Origin of the sequence: Lentzea pudingi, from assembly GCF_014646255.1 — a bacterium.
In the GTDB taxonomy this organism is placed as follows: domain Bacteria; phylum Actinomycetota; class Actinomycetes; order Mycobacteriales; family Pseudonocardiaceae; genus Lentzea; species Lentzea pudingi.
Genome location: NZ_BMNC01000001.1, coordinates 936,256 through 951,642, shown reverse-complemented (window position 1 = coordinate 951,642; position 15,387 = coordinate 936,256). Strand labels below are relative to the sequence as shown.

The 15,387-nt window shown below is 70.8% G+C and carries 16 protein-coding genes; 5 read left to right on the top strand and 11 right to left on the bottom strand.

The window, feature by feature from the left end:
• Window positions 1-338: 338 nt before the first annotated feature.
• Both IEY88_RS04330 and IEY88_RS04325 read right to left on the bottom strand, forming a co-directional pair.
• Window positions 339-1,382 carry a glycosyltransferase gene (locus tag IEY88_RS04330; protein WP_189153201.1) on the bottom strand — a complete coding sequence of 348 codons (1,044 nt, stop codon included), beginning with the start codon at window positions 1,380-1,382 and terminating at the stop codon, window positions 339-341.
• A gap of 151 nt (window positions 1,383-1,533) precedes the next feature.
• Window positions 1,534-1,926 (bottom strand): hypothetical protein, encoded by a 393-nt coding sequence (locus IEY88_RS04325; RefSeq protein WP_189153554.1) that lies wholly within the window; start codon window positions 1,924-1,926, stop codon window positions 1,534-1,536.
• 84 nt (window positions 1,927-2,010) lie between these two features.
• Between IEY88_RS04325 and IEY88_RS04320 the strand changes: the two genes are divergently transcribed.
• The 3 genes from IEY88_RS04320 (at window position 2,011) to IEY88_RS04310 (ending at window position 5,285) form a co-directional block, all read left to right on the top strand.
• The gene (locus IEY88_RS04320; protein ID WP_189153200.1) at window positions 2,011-3,000 is read left to right on the top strand and encodes a carboxylate-amine ligase; all 990 of its coding nucleotides are present in this window, start codon (window positions 2,011-2,013) and stop codon (window positions 2,998-3,000) included.
• The gene (locus IEY88_RS04315; RefSeq protein WP_189153199.1) at window positions 2,975-3,997 is read left to right on the top strand and encodes an iron-containing redox enzyme family protein; all 1,023 of its coding nucleotides are present in this window, start codon (window positions 2,975-2,977) and stop codon (window positions 3,995-3,997) included. The genes IEY88_RS04320 and IEY88_RS04315 overlap by 26 nt, the downstream gene beginning before the upstream one ends.
• Window positions 3,998-4,100: 103 nt before the next feature.
• Window positions 4,101-5,285, top strand: a complete 1,185-nt coding sequence (locus IEY88_RS04310; RefSeq protein ID WP_189153198.1) for a zinc-dependent alcohol dehydrogenase — start codon at window positions 4,101-4,103, stop codon at window positions 5,283-5,285.
• A 72-nt stretch (window positions 5,286-5,357) separates the two neighbouring features.
• On the opposite strand, the gene IEY88_RS04305 is transcribed toward IEY88_RS04310, so the two are convergent.
• A complete protein-coding gene (locus tag IEY88_RS04305; RefSeq protein WP_189153197.1) occupies window positions 5,358-5,804 on the bottom strand; it encodes a DUF4383 domain-containing protein in 447 nt (148 codons plus the stop codon).
• Window positions 5,805-5,949: 145 nt separating this feature from the next.
• Here IEY88_RS04305 and IEY88_RS04300 point away from each other — a divergent pair, with 145 nt between their 5' ends.
• Window positions 5,950-8,145, top strand: coding sequence for a catalase (locus IEY88_RS04300; protein ID WP_308425951.1), 2,196 nt, complete (start codon window positions 5,950-5,952; stop codon window positions 8,143-8,145).
• Entirely contained in the window at window positions 8,142-8,537 is a 396-nt protein-coding gene (locus IEY88_RS04295; protein ID WP_189153195.1) for an ankyrin repeat domain-containing protein, read from the top strand. Before IEY88_RS04300 ends, IEY88_RS04295 begins: the two co-directional genes overlap by 4 nt.
• 28 nt (window positions 8,538-8,565) lie before the next feature.
• On the opposite strand, the gene IEY88_RS04290 is transcribed toward IEY88_RS04295, so the two are convergent.
• The 8 genes from IEY88_RS04290 to IEY88_RS04255 form a co-directional block, all read right to left on the bottom strand.
• Window positions 8,566-8,838, bottom strand: coding sequence for a hypothetical protein (locus IEY88_RS04290; protein WP_189153194.1), 273 nt, complete (start codon window positions 8,836-8,838; stop codon window positions 8,566-8,568).
• A 65-nt stretch (window positions 8,839-8,903) separates the two neighbouring features.
• Window positions 8,904-9,287: an ATP-binding protein gene (locus tag IEY88_RS04285; protein WP_189153193.1), complete on the bottom strand. Its 384-nt coding sequence runs from the start codon at window positions 9,285-9,287 to the stop codon at window positions 8,904-8,906.
• Window positions 9,284-10,828, bottom strand: a complete 1,545-nt coding sequence (locus tag IEY88_RS04280; RefSeq protein WP_189153192.1) for a fused response regulator/phosphatase — start codon at window positions 10,826-10,828, stop codon at window positions 9,284-9,286. Before IEY88_RS04280 ends, IEY88_RS04285 begins: the two co-directional genes overlap by 4 nt.
• Window positions 10,825-12,552, bottom strand: a complete 1,728-nt coding sequence (locus IEY88_RS04275; RefSeq protein ID WP_189153191.1) for an ATP-binding response regulator — start codon at window positions 12,550-12,552, stop codon at window positions 10,825-10,827. Before IEY88_RS04275 ends, IEY88_RS04280 begins: the two co-directional genes overlap by 4 nt.
• Window positions 12,549-13,577, bottom strand: a complete 1,029-nt coding sequence (locus IEY88_RS04270; RefSeq protein ID WP_189153553.1) for an ATP-binding SpoIIE family protein phosphatase — start codon at window positions 13,575-13,577, stop codon at window positions 12,549-12,551. Before IEY88_RS04270 ends, IEY88_RS04275 begins: the two co-directional genes overlap by 4 nt.
• Complete coding sequence (locus IEY88_RS04265) at window positions 13,574-13,987, bottom strand: anti-sigma regulatory factor (protein WP_189153190.1); 414 nt, start codon at window positions 13,985-13,987, stop codon at window positions 13,574-13,576. The genes IEY88_RS04270 and IEY88_RS04265 overlap by 4 nt, the downstream gene beginning before the upstream one ends.
• Window positions 13,987-14,355: an STAS domain-containing protein gene (locus tag IEY88_RS04260; protein ID WP_189153189.1), complete on the bottom strand. Its 369-nt coding sequence runs from the start codon at window positions 14,353-14,355 to the stop codon at window positions 13,987-13,989. The genes IEY88_RS04265 and IEY88_RS04260 overlap by 1 nt, the downstream gene beginning before the upstream one ends.
• Window positions 14,355-15,206: an STAS domain-containing protein gene (locus IEY88_RS04255; RefSeq protein ID WP_229693068.1), complete on the bottom strand. Its 852-nt coding sequence runs from the start codon at window positions 15,204-15,206 to the stop codon at window positions 14,355-14,357. Before IEY88_RS04255 ends, IEY88_RS04260 begins: the two co-directional genes overlap by 1 nt.
• Window positions 15,207-15,387 lie beyond the last annotated feature (181 nt).

Genomic DNA, 15,387 nt, shown 5'->3' with positions numbered 1-15,387 from the left:
CCGGAGAACCTGTAGACGACCTCACATGAACGACTCGGTGTCACATGAAACTCCGACCACGCTATGCCCCTTCCCCACCAGACACAACCGCAACACAGCTTCGCGGGCCGCGACGAGTTCGACGTGGAGGTGCGGAGGAGTTGCGGCGCGGCAACGTGAACGCAAGCCCTGCCAGTTCGTGCGCACGCCCTTGGCCTGCCCGATCATGTGCTGTGGCGCAAGTGCCGCGGTACGCACGTGGGCAAGCGGGATAGCCGGTGACGAAGCCGGGTAGCCGGTGTCAGAGATCACGCGGTGACAGCGGGCCGGTCCGGCGCACCGGACCGGCCTGCCCGGTGTCAGCCCGCCACCCGTCGCCCGCGCTTCACGACCGCGGGCGGCTCCAGCACGCGCCGGTAAAGCCTCTCCAGGCCGCGCGCGACGTCCGGCCAGGTGTGCCGGGCCTGGACCCGGTCCACCGCCGCGATCCCGCAGGAGGTGCGGAGCGTGGCGTCCTCCAGGACCACCCGCAGATTCTTGACCAGCGTCTTCACCTCGCCCGGCGGGACCAGGACCCCGGTCACGCCGTCGGTCACGGCGTCGGTGAGCCCGCTCACCGACGTGGCCACGACCGCCACACCGCACGCCATCGCCTCCAGCGGCCACGCATCCCACACGGGTTGTCTGGGCACGCACGCCACCACGTCCGCCGACCGCAGCAACGCCGGCAGGTTCTCGTGGGCGACCGGTCCGGCCGACCGGATCCGCTCGTGCACGCCGAGCTCCCGTGCCCGCCGCCCCAGCCGCTTGGCTTCGTCCGCCGGGAACGGCCCGGTGATCAGCAGTTCGGCGTCCGGCAGCCACGGCAGCGCCGCGACGACGTCCTCGACGCCGTCGCCCGCCCTCGCCACGATGCGCTTCACCCGCCTGCGAGCGGGTTCGCCCTGCGGCTGGAACAACTCGACGTCGACGCCACGCGGGACGACCACCATCCTGGGCCGCGGTACCCCGGCCGCCGCGAGACGCAGCAGTTCGTCCTCGCAGCCCGCCACGACGACGGCGGCCTCCCGGCCCACCAGCCGCTCGACGTCGGGCCGGCGGCCGAAACCGTGGAACGACTGCACCACGGGCACACCGGCCGGTCGCACGGCCAGCAGAGCGGCCAGCCCCGGCTGCCAGTGGTGGGCGTGCACGACGTCCGGACGCGCGTGCGCCCACTCGGAGCGGAGCGAGTCGACGAAGTCGCCGAGGTAGGGCTCCTGGCCGGGAGTGGTGGCCGCGGCCTCGGGGCAGGTGTGGACCGTGACCTCGTGCCCCAGCGCCACCAGTGCCGCTGCCAGGTCCGCGGCGTGCACGTCCCAGCGGCCGGGTCCGTCGTCCTCCGACACCATTGCGATCTTCATGCGCCTTCTTCCGGCTTGATCGCGGAAGGGTCGAGCGGTCACCTCGGTGGCAGCTCCGTCCTTCCGCACGGCAGTGCCGTGACGGAGGGCTGCATGCTGAACCCGATTTCGAACCTAACGCAGCCCCCGCGTGACCGCATGACAGAACTGCTCACCGATCGTTGTTCTCGGAGTACGCGGCGGCACTCAGGCGCTGGCGGTCTCGTTTGAGCTGCTTCTCCAGACCGTGCCGCTGGCCGTCCGCCAGATCGTCCCGCACGGCGCGTTCGACCTCGCGGACCACGTTGTAGTACATGTCGTCGTACTCCTCGACGATCTGGAAGGTCCAGCGTCCCGGCAGGACGTTGCGGCCGAGCAGCTCCCGTTGCACGCGGTTCGCGTGGTCGGTGTGCCCCGCCTCACGCAGTGCCTCGATCGCGTCGCCGACCTCGAAGTCCGCGGTGCCGGTGAGCTGGTGGAAGGAGTACAGGTGGCCGCGGGCCCGTTCCGTGGTCTCCAGCGCCTTGCTGAGCTTGCCGAGCGCCTCGATCGTCTTGTCGTCCATGCCGCCGGATACCCGGCGACGGTTCGTCCTCACCCGGCGCGGGTAACCGGTCGGCAACGTCCCACGAAGAGCGGAGATGGGCACTTGCCGGACGCGTGCGCTGACACCGTTGGGGTGGAAGAGGAGTTCCTGCTCGTCGACACGGCTTCGCGGCGCACGGTGATGCGCGCGGACGCCGTGCTGGCGCGGGTGCGGGACACCGAGCTCACCAAGTTCCACGCCGAGCTGGCCGGGACGCAGGTCGAGGCGGCGACCGGTCCGTGCACCAGCGTGGCCGCGCTGGGCGACGCGCTCTCGCACGCCCGCTCGATGCTCACCGACGCGGCCCGCGCGGAAGGCCTGGAGCTGCTCTCCCGTGGCACGCCTCTCAAAGCCTCGGCGCAGTCGGTCGTCTCGGACGGCGCCCGGTTCCACCGCGTGCTCGACATGTACGCGGGCGTCGTGGAGGACTACGAGGCGAGCGGATGCCACGTGCACGTCGGCGTGCCGGACCGCGAGACGGCGGTGGCCGTGCTGAACCACGTGCGGCCGTGGTTGCCGACCTTGCTGGCGCTGGCCGCCAACTCCCCCGATCACGGCTACGCGAGCTGGCGGATCGTGCAGCAGTCGCGGTTCCCCGGCTCGGGCGTGCCACCGCTGTTCGCCGACGCGCGGGACTACGACGCCCACGTTGCCAGGATGGTGACCTGCGGGACGCTCGTGGACACGGCTCAGACGTTCTGGTTCGTGCGGCTGGCCTCCCGGCTGCCGACCGTGGAGTTCCGCATGGCCGACGCCGCCACCGAGGTCGAGGGCTCGGTGCTGCAGGCCGCGCTGTCCCGCGCTCTCGTGCACACCGCCGACCAGGACATCCGGGCCGGCAAGGAGCCGCCCGCCATTCGTGACGACGTGCTCGCCGCGGCCGTGTGGACGGCGTCCAGGTACGGCGTGGACGGAGCCGGTGTGGACCCGTGGCAGGAGTGCCGGGTGCCCGCCACCGCGCTGCTCGACAGGCTGCTGGAGCACGTGACGCCGGCGTTGGAGGAACGTGACGAGCTGAAGCTCGTGCATGGGCTCGTCTCCGCGCGGGTATGACTCCGAAGTGCACCTTCCTACGCCCCGTGGTCCGTTGTCCGAGCAGGTCGTCGCCGCGCTGAGCGGTGAGCCGGACGGCCGCGCGATCCCGTTCGCCGCCGCCGAGCCGTACGGAGAGGACCTGACCATCGCGCTGTACACGCTGTACGAGCTGCATTACTGCGGTTTCGACGGCGTGGACCCCGCCTGGGAGTGGGACCCGGAACTGCTGCGGCTGCGCGCCCAGGTCGAAAGCGCGTTCCTCGGCCGTCTCCGCTCCGATGTGGAGGGTGGCGACGACCTCGACGCGGCCCTGGGCGACCTGCTGGTCGAGCACGTGCCCGGCAGCGGCGTCTCGCACCACCTGCGCGACGAGGGCACCTGGGAGCAGATGTGCGAGTACTTCGCGCACCGCTCGGTGTACCACCACAAGGAGGCCGACCCGCACGCGTGGGTCATCCCCCGCCTGCGGGGCAGGGCGAAGGCCGCGCTGGTGGCGGTGGAGTTCGACGAGTTCGGCGGCGGGCGGGCCGACCGCATGCACTCCCAGCTCTACGCCGACCTCCTCGACGGCGCCGGCATGTCCTCGGACTACCTGCACTACCTCGACGACGTGCCCGCGCCGGCCATCGCGATCGTCAACATGATGTCGCTGTTCGGCCTGCACCGGTCGTTGCGCGGCGCCCTGGTCGGCCACTTCGCCGCCGCCGAGATCACCACGGCACCGAGCGCCCAGCGCATGGCCCAGGCCCTGGGACGGATGGACGCCGACCCGCGGTGCGTCGAGTTCTTCACCGAGCACATCGAGGCCGACGCCGTGCACGAGCAGATCATGCGCAACGACGTCATCGGTTCGCTGCTGGAGCAGGAGCCGTCGCTCAAGGCCGACGTCGTGTTCGGCATCCAGGCGACGGAGCACCTGGAGGCACGCCTGGCCGATCACCTGATGTCGTCGTGGAAGAAGGGTGGAACGTCGCTGCGGACGCCCTTGCGGCGGCTGGTGTCGCAGCACGGATAGCACAGTCCTCAGTGGACTGGAAGCGGTGTCGCCCCCGGCGTGTTTGCGAGACCGGCACGAGGGCACCCGCCCCACAACTGTGTTTCCTCGAAAAGGAGCTTTGATGAAGGCGGTCACCTGGCACGGCAAACGCGACGTCCGGGTGGACACGGTGCCCGATCCGCGGATCGAGTCCCCGACGGACGCCGTCATCCGGATCACCTCCACCGGCGTGTGCGGCTCGGACCTGCACCTGTACGAGGTCCTCGGCCCGTTCATGACCGAGGGCGACGTCCTGGGCCACGAGCCGATGGGCGTCGTGGAGGAGGTCGGCGCGGAGGTCACGTCCCTCAAACCGGGCGACCGCGTGGTCGTCCCGTTCAACATCTCCTGCGGGCACTGCTTCATGTGCGACCGCGGGCTGCAGTCGCAGTGCGAGACGACCCAGGTCACCGAGCAGGGCAAGGGCGCGTCGCTGTTCGGCTACACGAAGCTCTACGGGCAGGTGCCCGGCGGGCAGGCCGAGTACCTGCGGGTGCCGCAGGCGCAGTACGGGCCGATCAAGGTCCCGGACGGCCCGCCGGACGACCGGTTCGTCTACCTGTCCGACGTGCTGCCGACGGCCTGGCAGGCGGTCGAGTACGCCGAGATCCCCGCGGGTGGTTCCGTGGTGGTCTTCGGGCTCGGGCCGATCGGGCAAATGTGCGCCCGCGTCGCCCTGCACAAGGGAGCCGGGCAGGTCATCGGGATCGACCTCGTGCCCGAACGCCTGGCGCGCGCCGAGGCGCACGGTGCCACGGTGATCGACACGCGGGACCACGACGACATCGGCGACGCCGTCCGCGCTCTCACCGCGGGCCGGGGCGCGGACTCCGTCATCGACGCGGTGGGCATGGAGGCGCACGGCGCACCGGCCGCCCGGCTCACGCAGAACCTGGTCGCCCTGCTGCCGCAGGCCGCCGGGGCGTTGATCACCGAGAAGGCCGGCATCGACCGGCTCAGCGTGCTGTACGCCGCCATCGACGCGGTGCGGCGCGGCGGCACGATCTCGCTGTCCGGCGTGTACGGCGGCATGATCGACCCGATGCCCATGATGGAACTGTTCGACAAGCAGATCCGGCTCCACATGGGACAGGCGAACGTCCGGCGCTGGATCGACGAGATCGTGCCGCTGCTCTCCGGTTCCGAAGACCCCCTCGGCGTGGACGACTTCGCGACGCACAGGTTGCCGTTGCAGGACGCGCCCAAGGCCTACGAGATGTTCCAGAAGAAGCAGCACGGGGCTCAGAAGATCCTGCTCCAGCCCTGATCGGGCTCGCACGACGAAGAAGCGGTGGGCATCGCGGTCGCGATGCCCACCGCTTTCGGTTCCGGACGAGGATCAGTGGTCGTGCGCCGTGCGGTGGCGGCGGCCCGCCGCCAGCCCGAGCCCGATCATGCCGACGCCCAGGAACAGGTGCAGCCAGTTGTCGGCCGGGTTCACCGGCACGAAGTTCGCGTCGCTGCCGTGGTCGACAACCAGTCCGTACAGGAACAGCACGAGGTAGACGATCCCGCCACCGACGAGGTACCAGTAGGCACCGTCGACGGTGCGCGCCAGGAGGAATCCGGCCACGCCGAAGGCCAGGTGGACGACGTTGTGCAGGATCGACACCGCGAAGAGGCCCAGCAGCATCGCCTGCGACTCGTGGCCGGCGAACATCAGCGTGTCGTAGTTCGTGGTCAGGCCGGGGATGAACCCGGCGATGCCCACCAGCGTGAACACCGCGCCCACGACCATCGCGATCGTCTGGACGGTGTGGCGACTTGCCGTTCCGGTTCGGGACATGACGACTCCCGTCGAAGGGAAACGCTCTTCGGACGCGACGTGCCTACCCCCGTCCGGCCGGAACAAACGGTTCAACGGCAAATGGTTGGCCCCCGAACTATCGGGTACTGCCTGTCAGTCGTTCCCGTGCATCAAGGAGGGTTCTGTGGCCACCCGCAAGCCAGGCAAGGTAGTGAAGGCGGCTGTCGAGAAGGCCGTGGACAAGGTCACCGAACTGGTGAACCCGCCCATCCCGGGCGCCCCCGCCAGCGAGCCGCCGTCGCTCACCGAGCCGACCGAACCGCGGGGCCCGCTGCCACCCAAACCCGACCAGACCGGTCCGGAGACGGTGTCACCGACGGGCACCCCGACCGGAGCACCGCAGCTGTCCCAGGGCCAGCAGGGCGAGTTCCTCACGACCGCCGGCGGCACCCGGCTGTACGACACCGACCACTCGCTGAAGGCCGGTGAACGCGGCCCGACCTTGCTGCAGGACCACCACCTGCGCGAGAAGATCATGCACTTCGACCACGAGCGCATCCCGGAACGGGTCGTCCACGCCCGCGGCTACGGAGCGCACGGCGTGTTCGTCGGCTACGGCACCGCCGCGAACGTCTGCAAGGCCGGGTTCCTCGGCGACGGCGTGGAAACGCCCGTGTTCGTGCGGTTCTCCACGGTGCTGGGCTCGCGCGGCTCGGCGGACACCGTCCGCGACACCCGCGGGTTCGCGACGAAGTTCTACACCCAGGAGGGCAACTTCGACCTGGTGGGCAACAACATCCCGGTCTTCTTCATCCAGGACGGGATCAAGTTCCCGGACGTGATCCACGCGGGCAAGCCGCACCCGGACCGCGAGATCCCGCAGGCCCAGAGCGCGCACGACACGTTCTGGGACTTCGTGTCCACCCACACCGAGGCCACCCACCACGTCCTGTGGAACATGTCCGACCGCGGCATCCCCCGCTCCTACCGCACGATGGAGGGGTTCGGCGTCCACACGTTCCGGCTGGTCAACGCCGACGGTGAGACCGCGCTCGCGAAGTTCCACTGGAAGCCGAAACTGGGCGTGCACTCCCTCGTGTGGGAGGAGGCGCAGCTGCTCGCCGGCGTCGACCCGGACTTCCACCGCCGCGACCTCGCCGACGCCATCGAGTCCGGCGCGCACCCGCAGTGGGAACTCGGCCTGCAGATCATGCCCGACAGTCCACAGCAGACGTTCGAGGGCATCGACCTGCTGGACCCGACGAAGATCGTCCCCGAGGAGCTCGCGCCGGTGCAGCCGGTCGGGTTGCTCACGCTGAACCGCAACCCGCTCAACTACTTCGCGGAGACCGAGCAGGTCGCGTTCCACCTCGGCAACCTGGTGCCGGGCATCGACGTCACCGACGACCCGCTGTTCCAGGCGCGGCTGTTCTCCTACCTGGACACCCAGCTGACGAGGCTCGCGGGGCCGAACTTCAACCAGATCCCGATCAACCGCCCGCACGCGCCGGTCAACGACATGTTCCGCGACGGCTTCCACCAGCACGCGGTGCACGCGGGGGTCGCCCCGTACCGGCCGAACACGCTCGACGGCGGCAACCCGTTCGTCGCGAAGGCGGGCGACCGGCCGTTCGTCGAGGTGGCGCGACCGCTGCCGAAGGCGGTGAAGGTCCGCTCGTCGCCCGCGTCGTTCGCGGACCACTTCACGCAGCCGAGGCTGTTCTGGCAGAGCCTGACGCCGGTCGAGAAGGACCACGTCGTCAGCGCGTTCACCTTCGAGCTGGGCAAGTGCTACGAGCAGGCGATCAAGGAACGCGAGCTGCTGGTGCTCGCCAACGTCGACGCCACGCTCTGCGCCGAGGTCGCGAAGGGACTGGGCCTCCCGGTGCCGGAGAAGGCACGGCTGAAGAAGGTCACGCCGAGCCCGGCGCTGTCGCAGCTCGGGCAGACGTGGCCCTCGGACGGCCGCATGATCGGGATCGTGGTCGACCCGGCGGACCTCGACGGTGTGCGCACGGTGCGCGAGACCGTCCTGGCGGGCGGGATGGTGCCGCTGCTGATCGCGCCGACCGGCGGCCCGCTCGGCGACAGCGGCCTGGTCGCGCAGCGCACGTTCCTCACCGCGCGCTCCGTCGAGTTCGACGCCCTGCTGGTCGCGGGCGACTCCCCCGACGCGCGCGTCACCCTCATGATCCAGGAGGCCTTCCGCCACGCCAAGGCGATCGGCGCGTGGGGCACCGGACGCGCCGCCGTCGAGGCGGCCGGGTGCACGGGGCCGGGAGTCGTGCTCGACGACGACGCGTCGAAGGTCCTCGCGGACGTGACGACACTGCTCGGAGCCCACCGCGTGTGGGAACGCTTCCCCCCGGCCATCGCATGACGAGCCAGGAGACGCTGACCGAGGAGGAACTCGGGTTCCTGCGCTCGATGTTCGACCTGGCCCGGGACGGCGACGCCACGGGACTGAGCGAGGCCGTCGACGCGGGAATCCCGGTCAACCTCACCAACGGGTCGGGCGACTCGCTGCTGATCCTCGCCGCGTACCACTGCCGCACGGACGTGGTGCGGGCGTTGCTGGAGCGCGGCGCCGACACCGGGCGGGTCAACGACCGGGGCCAGACGGCGCTGGGAGCGGCGGTCTTCCGGCGTTCCGCGGAGATCGTCCGGCTGCTGCTCGGCGCGGGCGCGGATCCGGCTCTCGGGCCGAGGTCCGCGCTCGACGTCGCCCGGCACTTCGACCTGCCGGAGATGCTGGCACTGCTGGAACCCTGAGCCGGATGACGTGGACATCTCTCCCGGCCTAGCCGGGAGAGATGTCCACGACCAGCGTCCAGACGACCAGGTCGATCGTCAGGTCGTCGCGCAGCACGGGGATCCAGCGGAGGTCCGTGCGCGGATCGACGATCTCCGCCCCGATCGCCACCGCGCGGTGGAAGGGGCCCTCGGTGAACGGGGACGGGTCGAAGTACGTCACGACCGCGCCGTTGTCGAGGTGCTCGGTGACGGTTCTCTCGCCTGGGGGGACCGGCTTTCGCGCCTCGGGCTGCTGGGGCGCCGGCGGTGTGGAGGTCATGGCGGGAGATACCCCGGCCGAACCGGGGTAACCGCGACGGCCTGGTCCCGCCTTCCGCGCAGGCCTCAGCCGGTGCACTCCACCAGGGCGAACACGGTCTTGCCGCGGTCGCGCGCCCGGAAGCCCCACTCGCGCGAGATGTTGTCCACCACCACGATGCCCCTGCCGCGGTTCTCCCCCAGGCGGGAGCGGCCGTACACCGGTTCGACCTCGGACTCGTCGTCGACCTCGACCAGCACGGCGCAGGGGTCCTCGCGAAGCACGATTCGCAGGTGGCCGGTGCTGGCGCAGGTGTGGTCGAGGACGTTCGACACGAGTTCGGTCACCACGAGCTGCACGTCGTAGAGGTGGTCCTCGCCCAGGTCCTTCAGCGCGGCGGCCAGGTCGCGGCGCAGCGACGACATCGACATGCCCCGCCGGACGGGCAGGTCGACCACGGGGGCGCTCATCCGAGCCGCCGCAGCAGGAGCAGGGCGATGTCGTCCCGCTTGCCCTGGCCCAGCTCGGCGAGCAGGCGGTCGGCGAGATCGTCCATGTCCTCGGTGTTCGACACGGCTGCGCGCAGTTTTTCCATGCCCTCGTCCAGATCGATACCCGGCCGTTCGACGAGACCGTCGGTGGTGAGCAGCACGGTCGTCCCCAGTGGTAACGGCAGTTCCGTCGCTTCCGGCCGTTCCAGCCCGATGCCCAGCAACGGCCCGTGGACGTGTGCGTAGTGAGCGCCCTGGTCGTCGACGACGAGCGGGGGCACGTGGCCCGCGTTCGCGACGGCCATCGTGCCCGCCTCCAGGTCGACCAGGAGCAGGCACATGGTGGTGAGGCCGCCGGTCGGGTGGAACCGCTCGAGCAGGGCGTCGACCCTGCGCAGGATCTCCGCCGGCCGATGGCCCTCGACGGCGTAGGCGCGCAGGGTGTGCCGCACCTCCGCCATCACGGTCGCGGCCTCGATCGAGTGGCCGCACACGTCGCCGATGGCGATCAGCAGGCGGCCGTCGAGCTCGATCACGTCGTAGAAGTCGCCGCCGATCTCGGCGTTGCTCGACGCCGGCACGTACCTCGCCGTCATCGGCAGGGCGGGGACCTGCGGCAACGTACGAGGCAGGAGGCTGCGCTGCAACGTGAGCGCGAGCGAGTGCTCCTCCGCGAACGTGTGCAGGCCCTCGGCGGCGAGCGCGGCCGCCTGGGCGAGCTGGCGCAACAGGTTCCGGTCGTCGTCGGTCGTCACGGCCAGCGGGCTGACGGTGATGCCGATGGGCGGGCGCCGGAGCTTCGTGCGCGCGACCACCGCGACCTGGTGCCACGGCACCTCGGCGGCCTCGATCACGGCCACACCGACACCGGGGTTGAGCGAGGCCATCCACCGCTCGACGTCCGCGTCGTCCGGGCGGAGCCACGCGGCGCCGGCCATCACGACGCACACGGCACCGGACGGGTCGGTCAGGACCGCGGTCGCCTCCGCGTCGAGGACGTCCGCGGCCCCGATCGCGGCGGCTTCGGCCAGGGACTTGAACGTCGTCGCCGCGTTGATGGCGAACGTCGCCGTGGCGAGCCGGGTCAGCCGGGCGGCGAGGTGTTCGGCGAGGGCGCGTGCGCGGTGGTAGCGCAACGCCGCCTCGACGTTGGCCAGCAGCTCACCGGGGTCGACGGGTTCGGTGAGGTACGCGTCGGCGCCCCGCGTCAGGCCGGTGACCTTGTCCTCGGGCTCGATGTAGGTCGCCGACAGCATCACGACCGGGATCGAACTGGTGCGCGGGTCGGCCTTGATCCGCTCCGTCACGTCGTAGCCGCTCATGTCCGGCAGGTGCACGTCCAGCAGGACCAGGTCGAACGAGTCGCCCTCCAGTGCGATCAGCGCCTCGGCCGCCGTGGTTGCCTCGACCACCGTGTGGCCGCTGCGGCGCAGCCAGCTGCACGCGATGAACCGGCTCGCCTCCAGGTCGTCGACCACGAGGACCCTGGCCGGTCCACCGCCCATGGCTGTCGGGTTCATCGGCTGTCCGTTCTGCGCGCCGTGAGCTGAGCGTCCCTGATCGCACGGCCCACCGTTTCCGGGGAGATCCGCGCCTCGTGCAGCATCGCGGCACCAAGGCTGTACACGCTGCGCGCGAGACCGCCGGGGTCGTCGCCGCACACGATGACCACTGGTACCCCGGCCAGATCGGGGTCAAGCCTCAGCACGGACAGCACGGCGCTGCCGCTCATCACCGGGGCGCTCGCGCTGACCAGCACGAGGTCGGGCCGCCGTGACTTCGCGAGGTTCAGGGCGGTGCGGCCGTCCTCGGTCTCGACGACCTCGGCGGCGATCCCGGCCAGGGCGTCGCGCAGCTGCCGGCGGCAGTACTCGTCGCTGTCCGCGATCAGCGCGCACGCGACGGGCGCGGGCTGGACGAACTCGTCGGCGGCGGTCGGCAGGGTCAGCACGACCTCGGTGCCGACGCCGGACGTGCTGCTCAGCGTCAGGGTGCCGCCGAGGATCTCGGCGAGCTTGCGCGCGTAGGACAGGCCGAGCCCGGTGCCGCTCGCGCCGACCTGCAGCGCGTTCGGCACCTGGTAGAACTCCTCGAACACCCGGTCCTGCTCTTCGGGCGGGATGCCGATGCCGGTGTCGGTGACCACGAACCGGACCTCGTCGGGGTTCGGTGCGAGCTCGGCGGTGAAGCGGATCTCGCCGTGCTTGGTGAACTTGACGGCGTTCGACAGGACGTTGCGCAGGATCCGCACGAGCATCGTCTCGTCGGTGACCAGCGGCCGCAGCGCGGGCAGGTCGTCCACCACCAGCCGCACGTCGCCGGAGCGCAGCAACGGGCGCACCGCCGAGCGCAGCTGGGTGATCACGTAGTCGAGCGCGACGGGCGCCATCCGCGGCTGCAGGCTGCCGGACTCGGCCTTCGCGGTGTCGAGCAGCTCGTTCACCAGTGCCAGCAACGTCGCCGCGGACTCGTTGATCAGGTCGACGTGGTGGCGCTGGTCGTCGGTCATCGGGTCGCCGCCCGGCCCGCCGAGCAGGCGGGTCAGGCCGACCACCGAGTTGATCGGCGCGCGCAGCTCGTGGCTGATGTTGGACCAGAACCGGATGCGGGCGGCGGCCGCGTCGCGCAGCTCGGCGGACTTCGCCTCGAGCTCCGCGTAGAGCGCGACCACGCCCTGGTTCGTCTGCTCCAGCTCGTCGGACAGCTCCTGGTAGAGGGCGACGACGCCGCGGTTGGTCTCCTCCAACTCGTCGTTGAGGCGTTCAAGCTCCTTGCTCTTGGCCTCCAGGTTCTCGAGGGTCTCCAGCAGCTCCTGGTTCTGCGCGCGCAGCTCGTCGAGCGCGGTGGTGCCGGTGCTCTCGCGCAGTTCCCGGAGCAGGCCCTCGTCGAGCACAACCGCGTCCGGCACGTTCTTCACCAGCGTGACGCCCGAGGCGGTCATGACCAGGTCGTTCGTCAGCCTGCGCGCGGTGTCCCAGCCGGGCCCGGAGGTGGTCACCGCCGCCTGCCAGGACAGCTCGACCAGCAACGCGGAGACCGGCCCGCGCCGCAGCCGGAAGAGGACGGTCGTGCTCACGTCCTGCCGCACCAGTTCCCGGCCGAGGTCGCTCAGCGCCGTGGCGACCCGGATCTGGTTCTGCCCGTCGAGACCCGCCGCCGCCGCGACCTGGCGGCCGCGCTGCCGGAGCAGGAACACGTCCCGCTCGTCGGCGATCACCAGCCGCAGCAGGTCGTCGGTGGTCATGCCGGTCTGGCCACGAGCACGCAGGCGTCGTCCTTGCGCACGCCCGCGTCCCGCAGCAGTGCCGCCGCCACCAGCACCGGCGGGTCGGTGATCAGGTCGCTGCCGAGGCCGGGTCCCCAGCGTTCGGTGAGGCCGTCGGAGTGCAGGACCACGACCGCCTTCTCCGGCAACGCGTAGTCGAACGTGCGGATCGTGCGTGCCTGGTGGCCCGCCACTCCGGGCACCGAGATCATGCCCGTCTTGCGGCCGTCCCCCAGCACCGCCGCGGCGATGTTGCCCAGCCCGCAGAAGCGCACCGTCCGCGCGACGAGGTCGATGTCCGCGACCGCCACCGCGCCGCCCCGCGTGCCGCGCAACTCCTTGTGCAGCAACGCGACCAGCTGGTCTGGCGGCAGGAACGGCTGGTCGCGGAACAGGCGCACGGCGGCGTCGGACGCGGCTGCCGCCAGGGGGCCGTGCCCGGACCCGTCGCACATCATGAGCGTCATCCGGTCCGCGCTCCGGCAGAACGCGTAGGCGTCGCCGCACACGTCCTCGCCGCTGATCGGCCTGGTCACGCCGGCCGCTCGTTCCTCACCCCACTCGGGTGCCCAGTCGAGCACAGGGGCGAACCGGGCCACCAGCGCCGTTCCCACGCCGGGCCGGGAGGACATGGCGCAGGACGTCGCGATCCGCGCCACCGTGCCGAGCCCGACGCCGAGCGTGCCGGTCGTCGAGTGGCCGTCCGCCCATGCCAACGCGAGGTCGCTGATGCCGGGGCCGTGGTCGAGCGCGACGATCTCGACCGCCGAGTCCTCCACGCCGCGCACCGAACGGATCAGCACCACGCCCTGCTGGGCATGCTTGTGCAGGTTCGTGCCGATCTCCGTGGCGGCGAGGCCGATCTCCGCCGTGCGCGTGGCGGTGAACCCGAGCCGTTCGGCCAGCGATGTGGCCGTGCGGCGGATCCGGCCGACCTGGGCGGTCTCCTCGACCGGCAGCCAGGCCTCGTCGCGCACGAGCGGCAGGCAGGTCACCGCGGTCATCTCTTCCACTTGGTCACCGTCACGACCGTGCCGCGCCCGACCTCGGTGTCGAGGTCGAACTGGTCCACCAGGCGCTTCGCGCCGCTCAGGCCGAGGCCGAGCCCGCTGCCGCTGCTCCAGCCGTCGGCCAGGGCGAGCGTCAGGTCGGGGATGCCGGGTCCCTCGTCGTGGAAGGAGGCCCGCACGCCCGCGCGGCGTCCGTCGCTGACCTCCTCGACGCGGGCGAAGCCTCCCCCGCCGTAGATGAGCGTGTTGCGCGCGAGCTCACTCGCCGCGGTGACCAGTTTCGTCTGGTCCACCAGCGAGAGCTTGGTCTGCTGTGCGTAGGTCCGCACGAGTTGGCGAACGCGGACGACGTCGTCGTCGGCGGTGATCGGCAGTTCCTCCGGTCCCTCGGACCGGGGCGGCATCAGGAGTCCCGTCCGCGACCGAGCTGTCCCAGGATCTTCATGCCGCGTTCGAGGTCGAGCGCCGTGCGCACCCCGCCGAGCGTGAGACCCAGTTCCACCAGGGTGATCGCGACCGCCGGGCGCATGCCCACGACCACGGTGTCCGCGTCGAACAGCCGGGAGATGCCGGCGATCGTGGCGAACATCCGGCCGATGAACGAGTCGACGATCTCGACCGCCGAGATGTCGATGATCACGCCGTGGGCGCCGGTGGCGCTGATCTTCTCCGCCAGGTCCTCCTGCAGGGCCAGCACGCTCTGGTCCTGCAGGTCGATCTGGATGGAGACGAGCAGGAGGCCACCGATCTTCAGAATCGGTACGCGTTCCATCAGGCGATCTCGCTGCGCACGACGTCGACGCCCTCACGGCGCAGCGCGTGCCGCAGCGCGTCGGCGAGGGAGGCCTTGGTGACGATGTCGCCGAACTCGATGCCCAGCGCCACGATCGTCTGCGCGATCTGCGGGCGGATGCCGGACACGATGCACTCCGCGCCCATCAGCCGTGCCGCGACGACCGTCTTGAGCAGGTGCTGCGCGACCTGGGTGTCGACCGCGAACACACCGGTGATGTCGATGATCGCGTGCTCGGACCCGGTCTCGACCAGCGCTTCGAGCAGCTTCTCCATCACGACCTGGGTGCGCGCCGAGTCGAGGGTGCCGACCAGCGGCACCGCCAGCACGCCCTCCCACACCTTGACGACCGGCGTGGTGAGCTCGAGGAGCTGCTCGGACTGCTCCCGGATGATCTCCTCACGGACCCGCGCGAAGGACTCGAAGGTCAGCAGGCCGAGCGCGTCCAGCAGCCCCGAGAACGCCATGAGCTGGCGGAACATCTGCGGGTCGTCGCTGCTCTCGGTGAGGTCGAAGACCACGCGCTTGAGGGAGAACACGCTCGACGCCGTCTCCGTCGGGGTGAAGCCCGCCCGGACCCGGGAGCGCGAGTACTCCTCCAGGAACGCGCGGAGGTCGGTGAACTCCGGCCCGCCGATGTCCTTGCCGTCGCTGCCGACCACGGGCAGCAGTGCCGCGAAGAACTCCCTGAAGTCGGCTTCGAGCTCCGTCTTCGTCGACCGCCCGCGCAGCAGCGCCGCGACCACGCCCACCCACTCGTCGATCAGCGGCTCCGCGCTGTCGCGCATCAGGTCGGTCAGGTTCTGGGCACGTCCCGCGTCCACGGTCACTCAGGTCTCCTCGAGCAGTCGACAAGCCACGATGCACTCGCGGTGGAAGCCGGGATGAGCTTTCACCGGATCATGGTCGCTGTACAGCAGGAGCACCGAATGCGCCGACTGCTTGACGTGTCCGCACCTGCCCGGCGAAGCCTACATGCGCGGATGCGTCACCTGTGCCAGACCAGGTGGT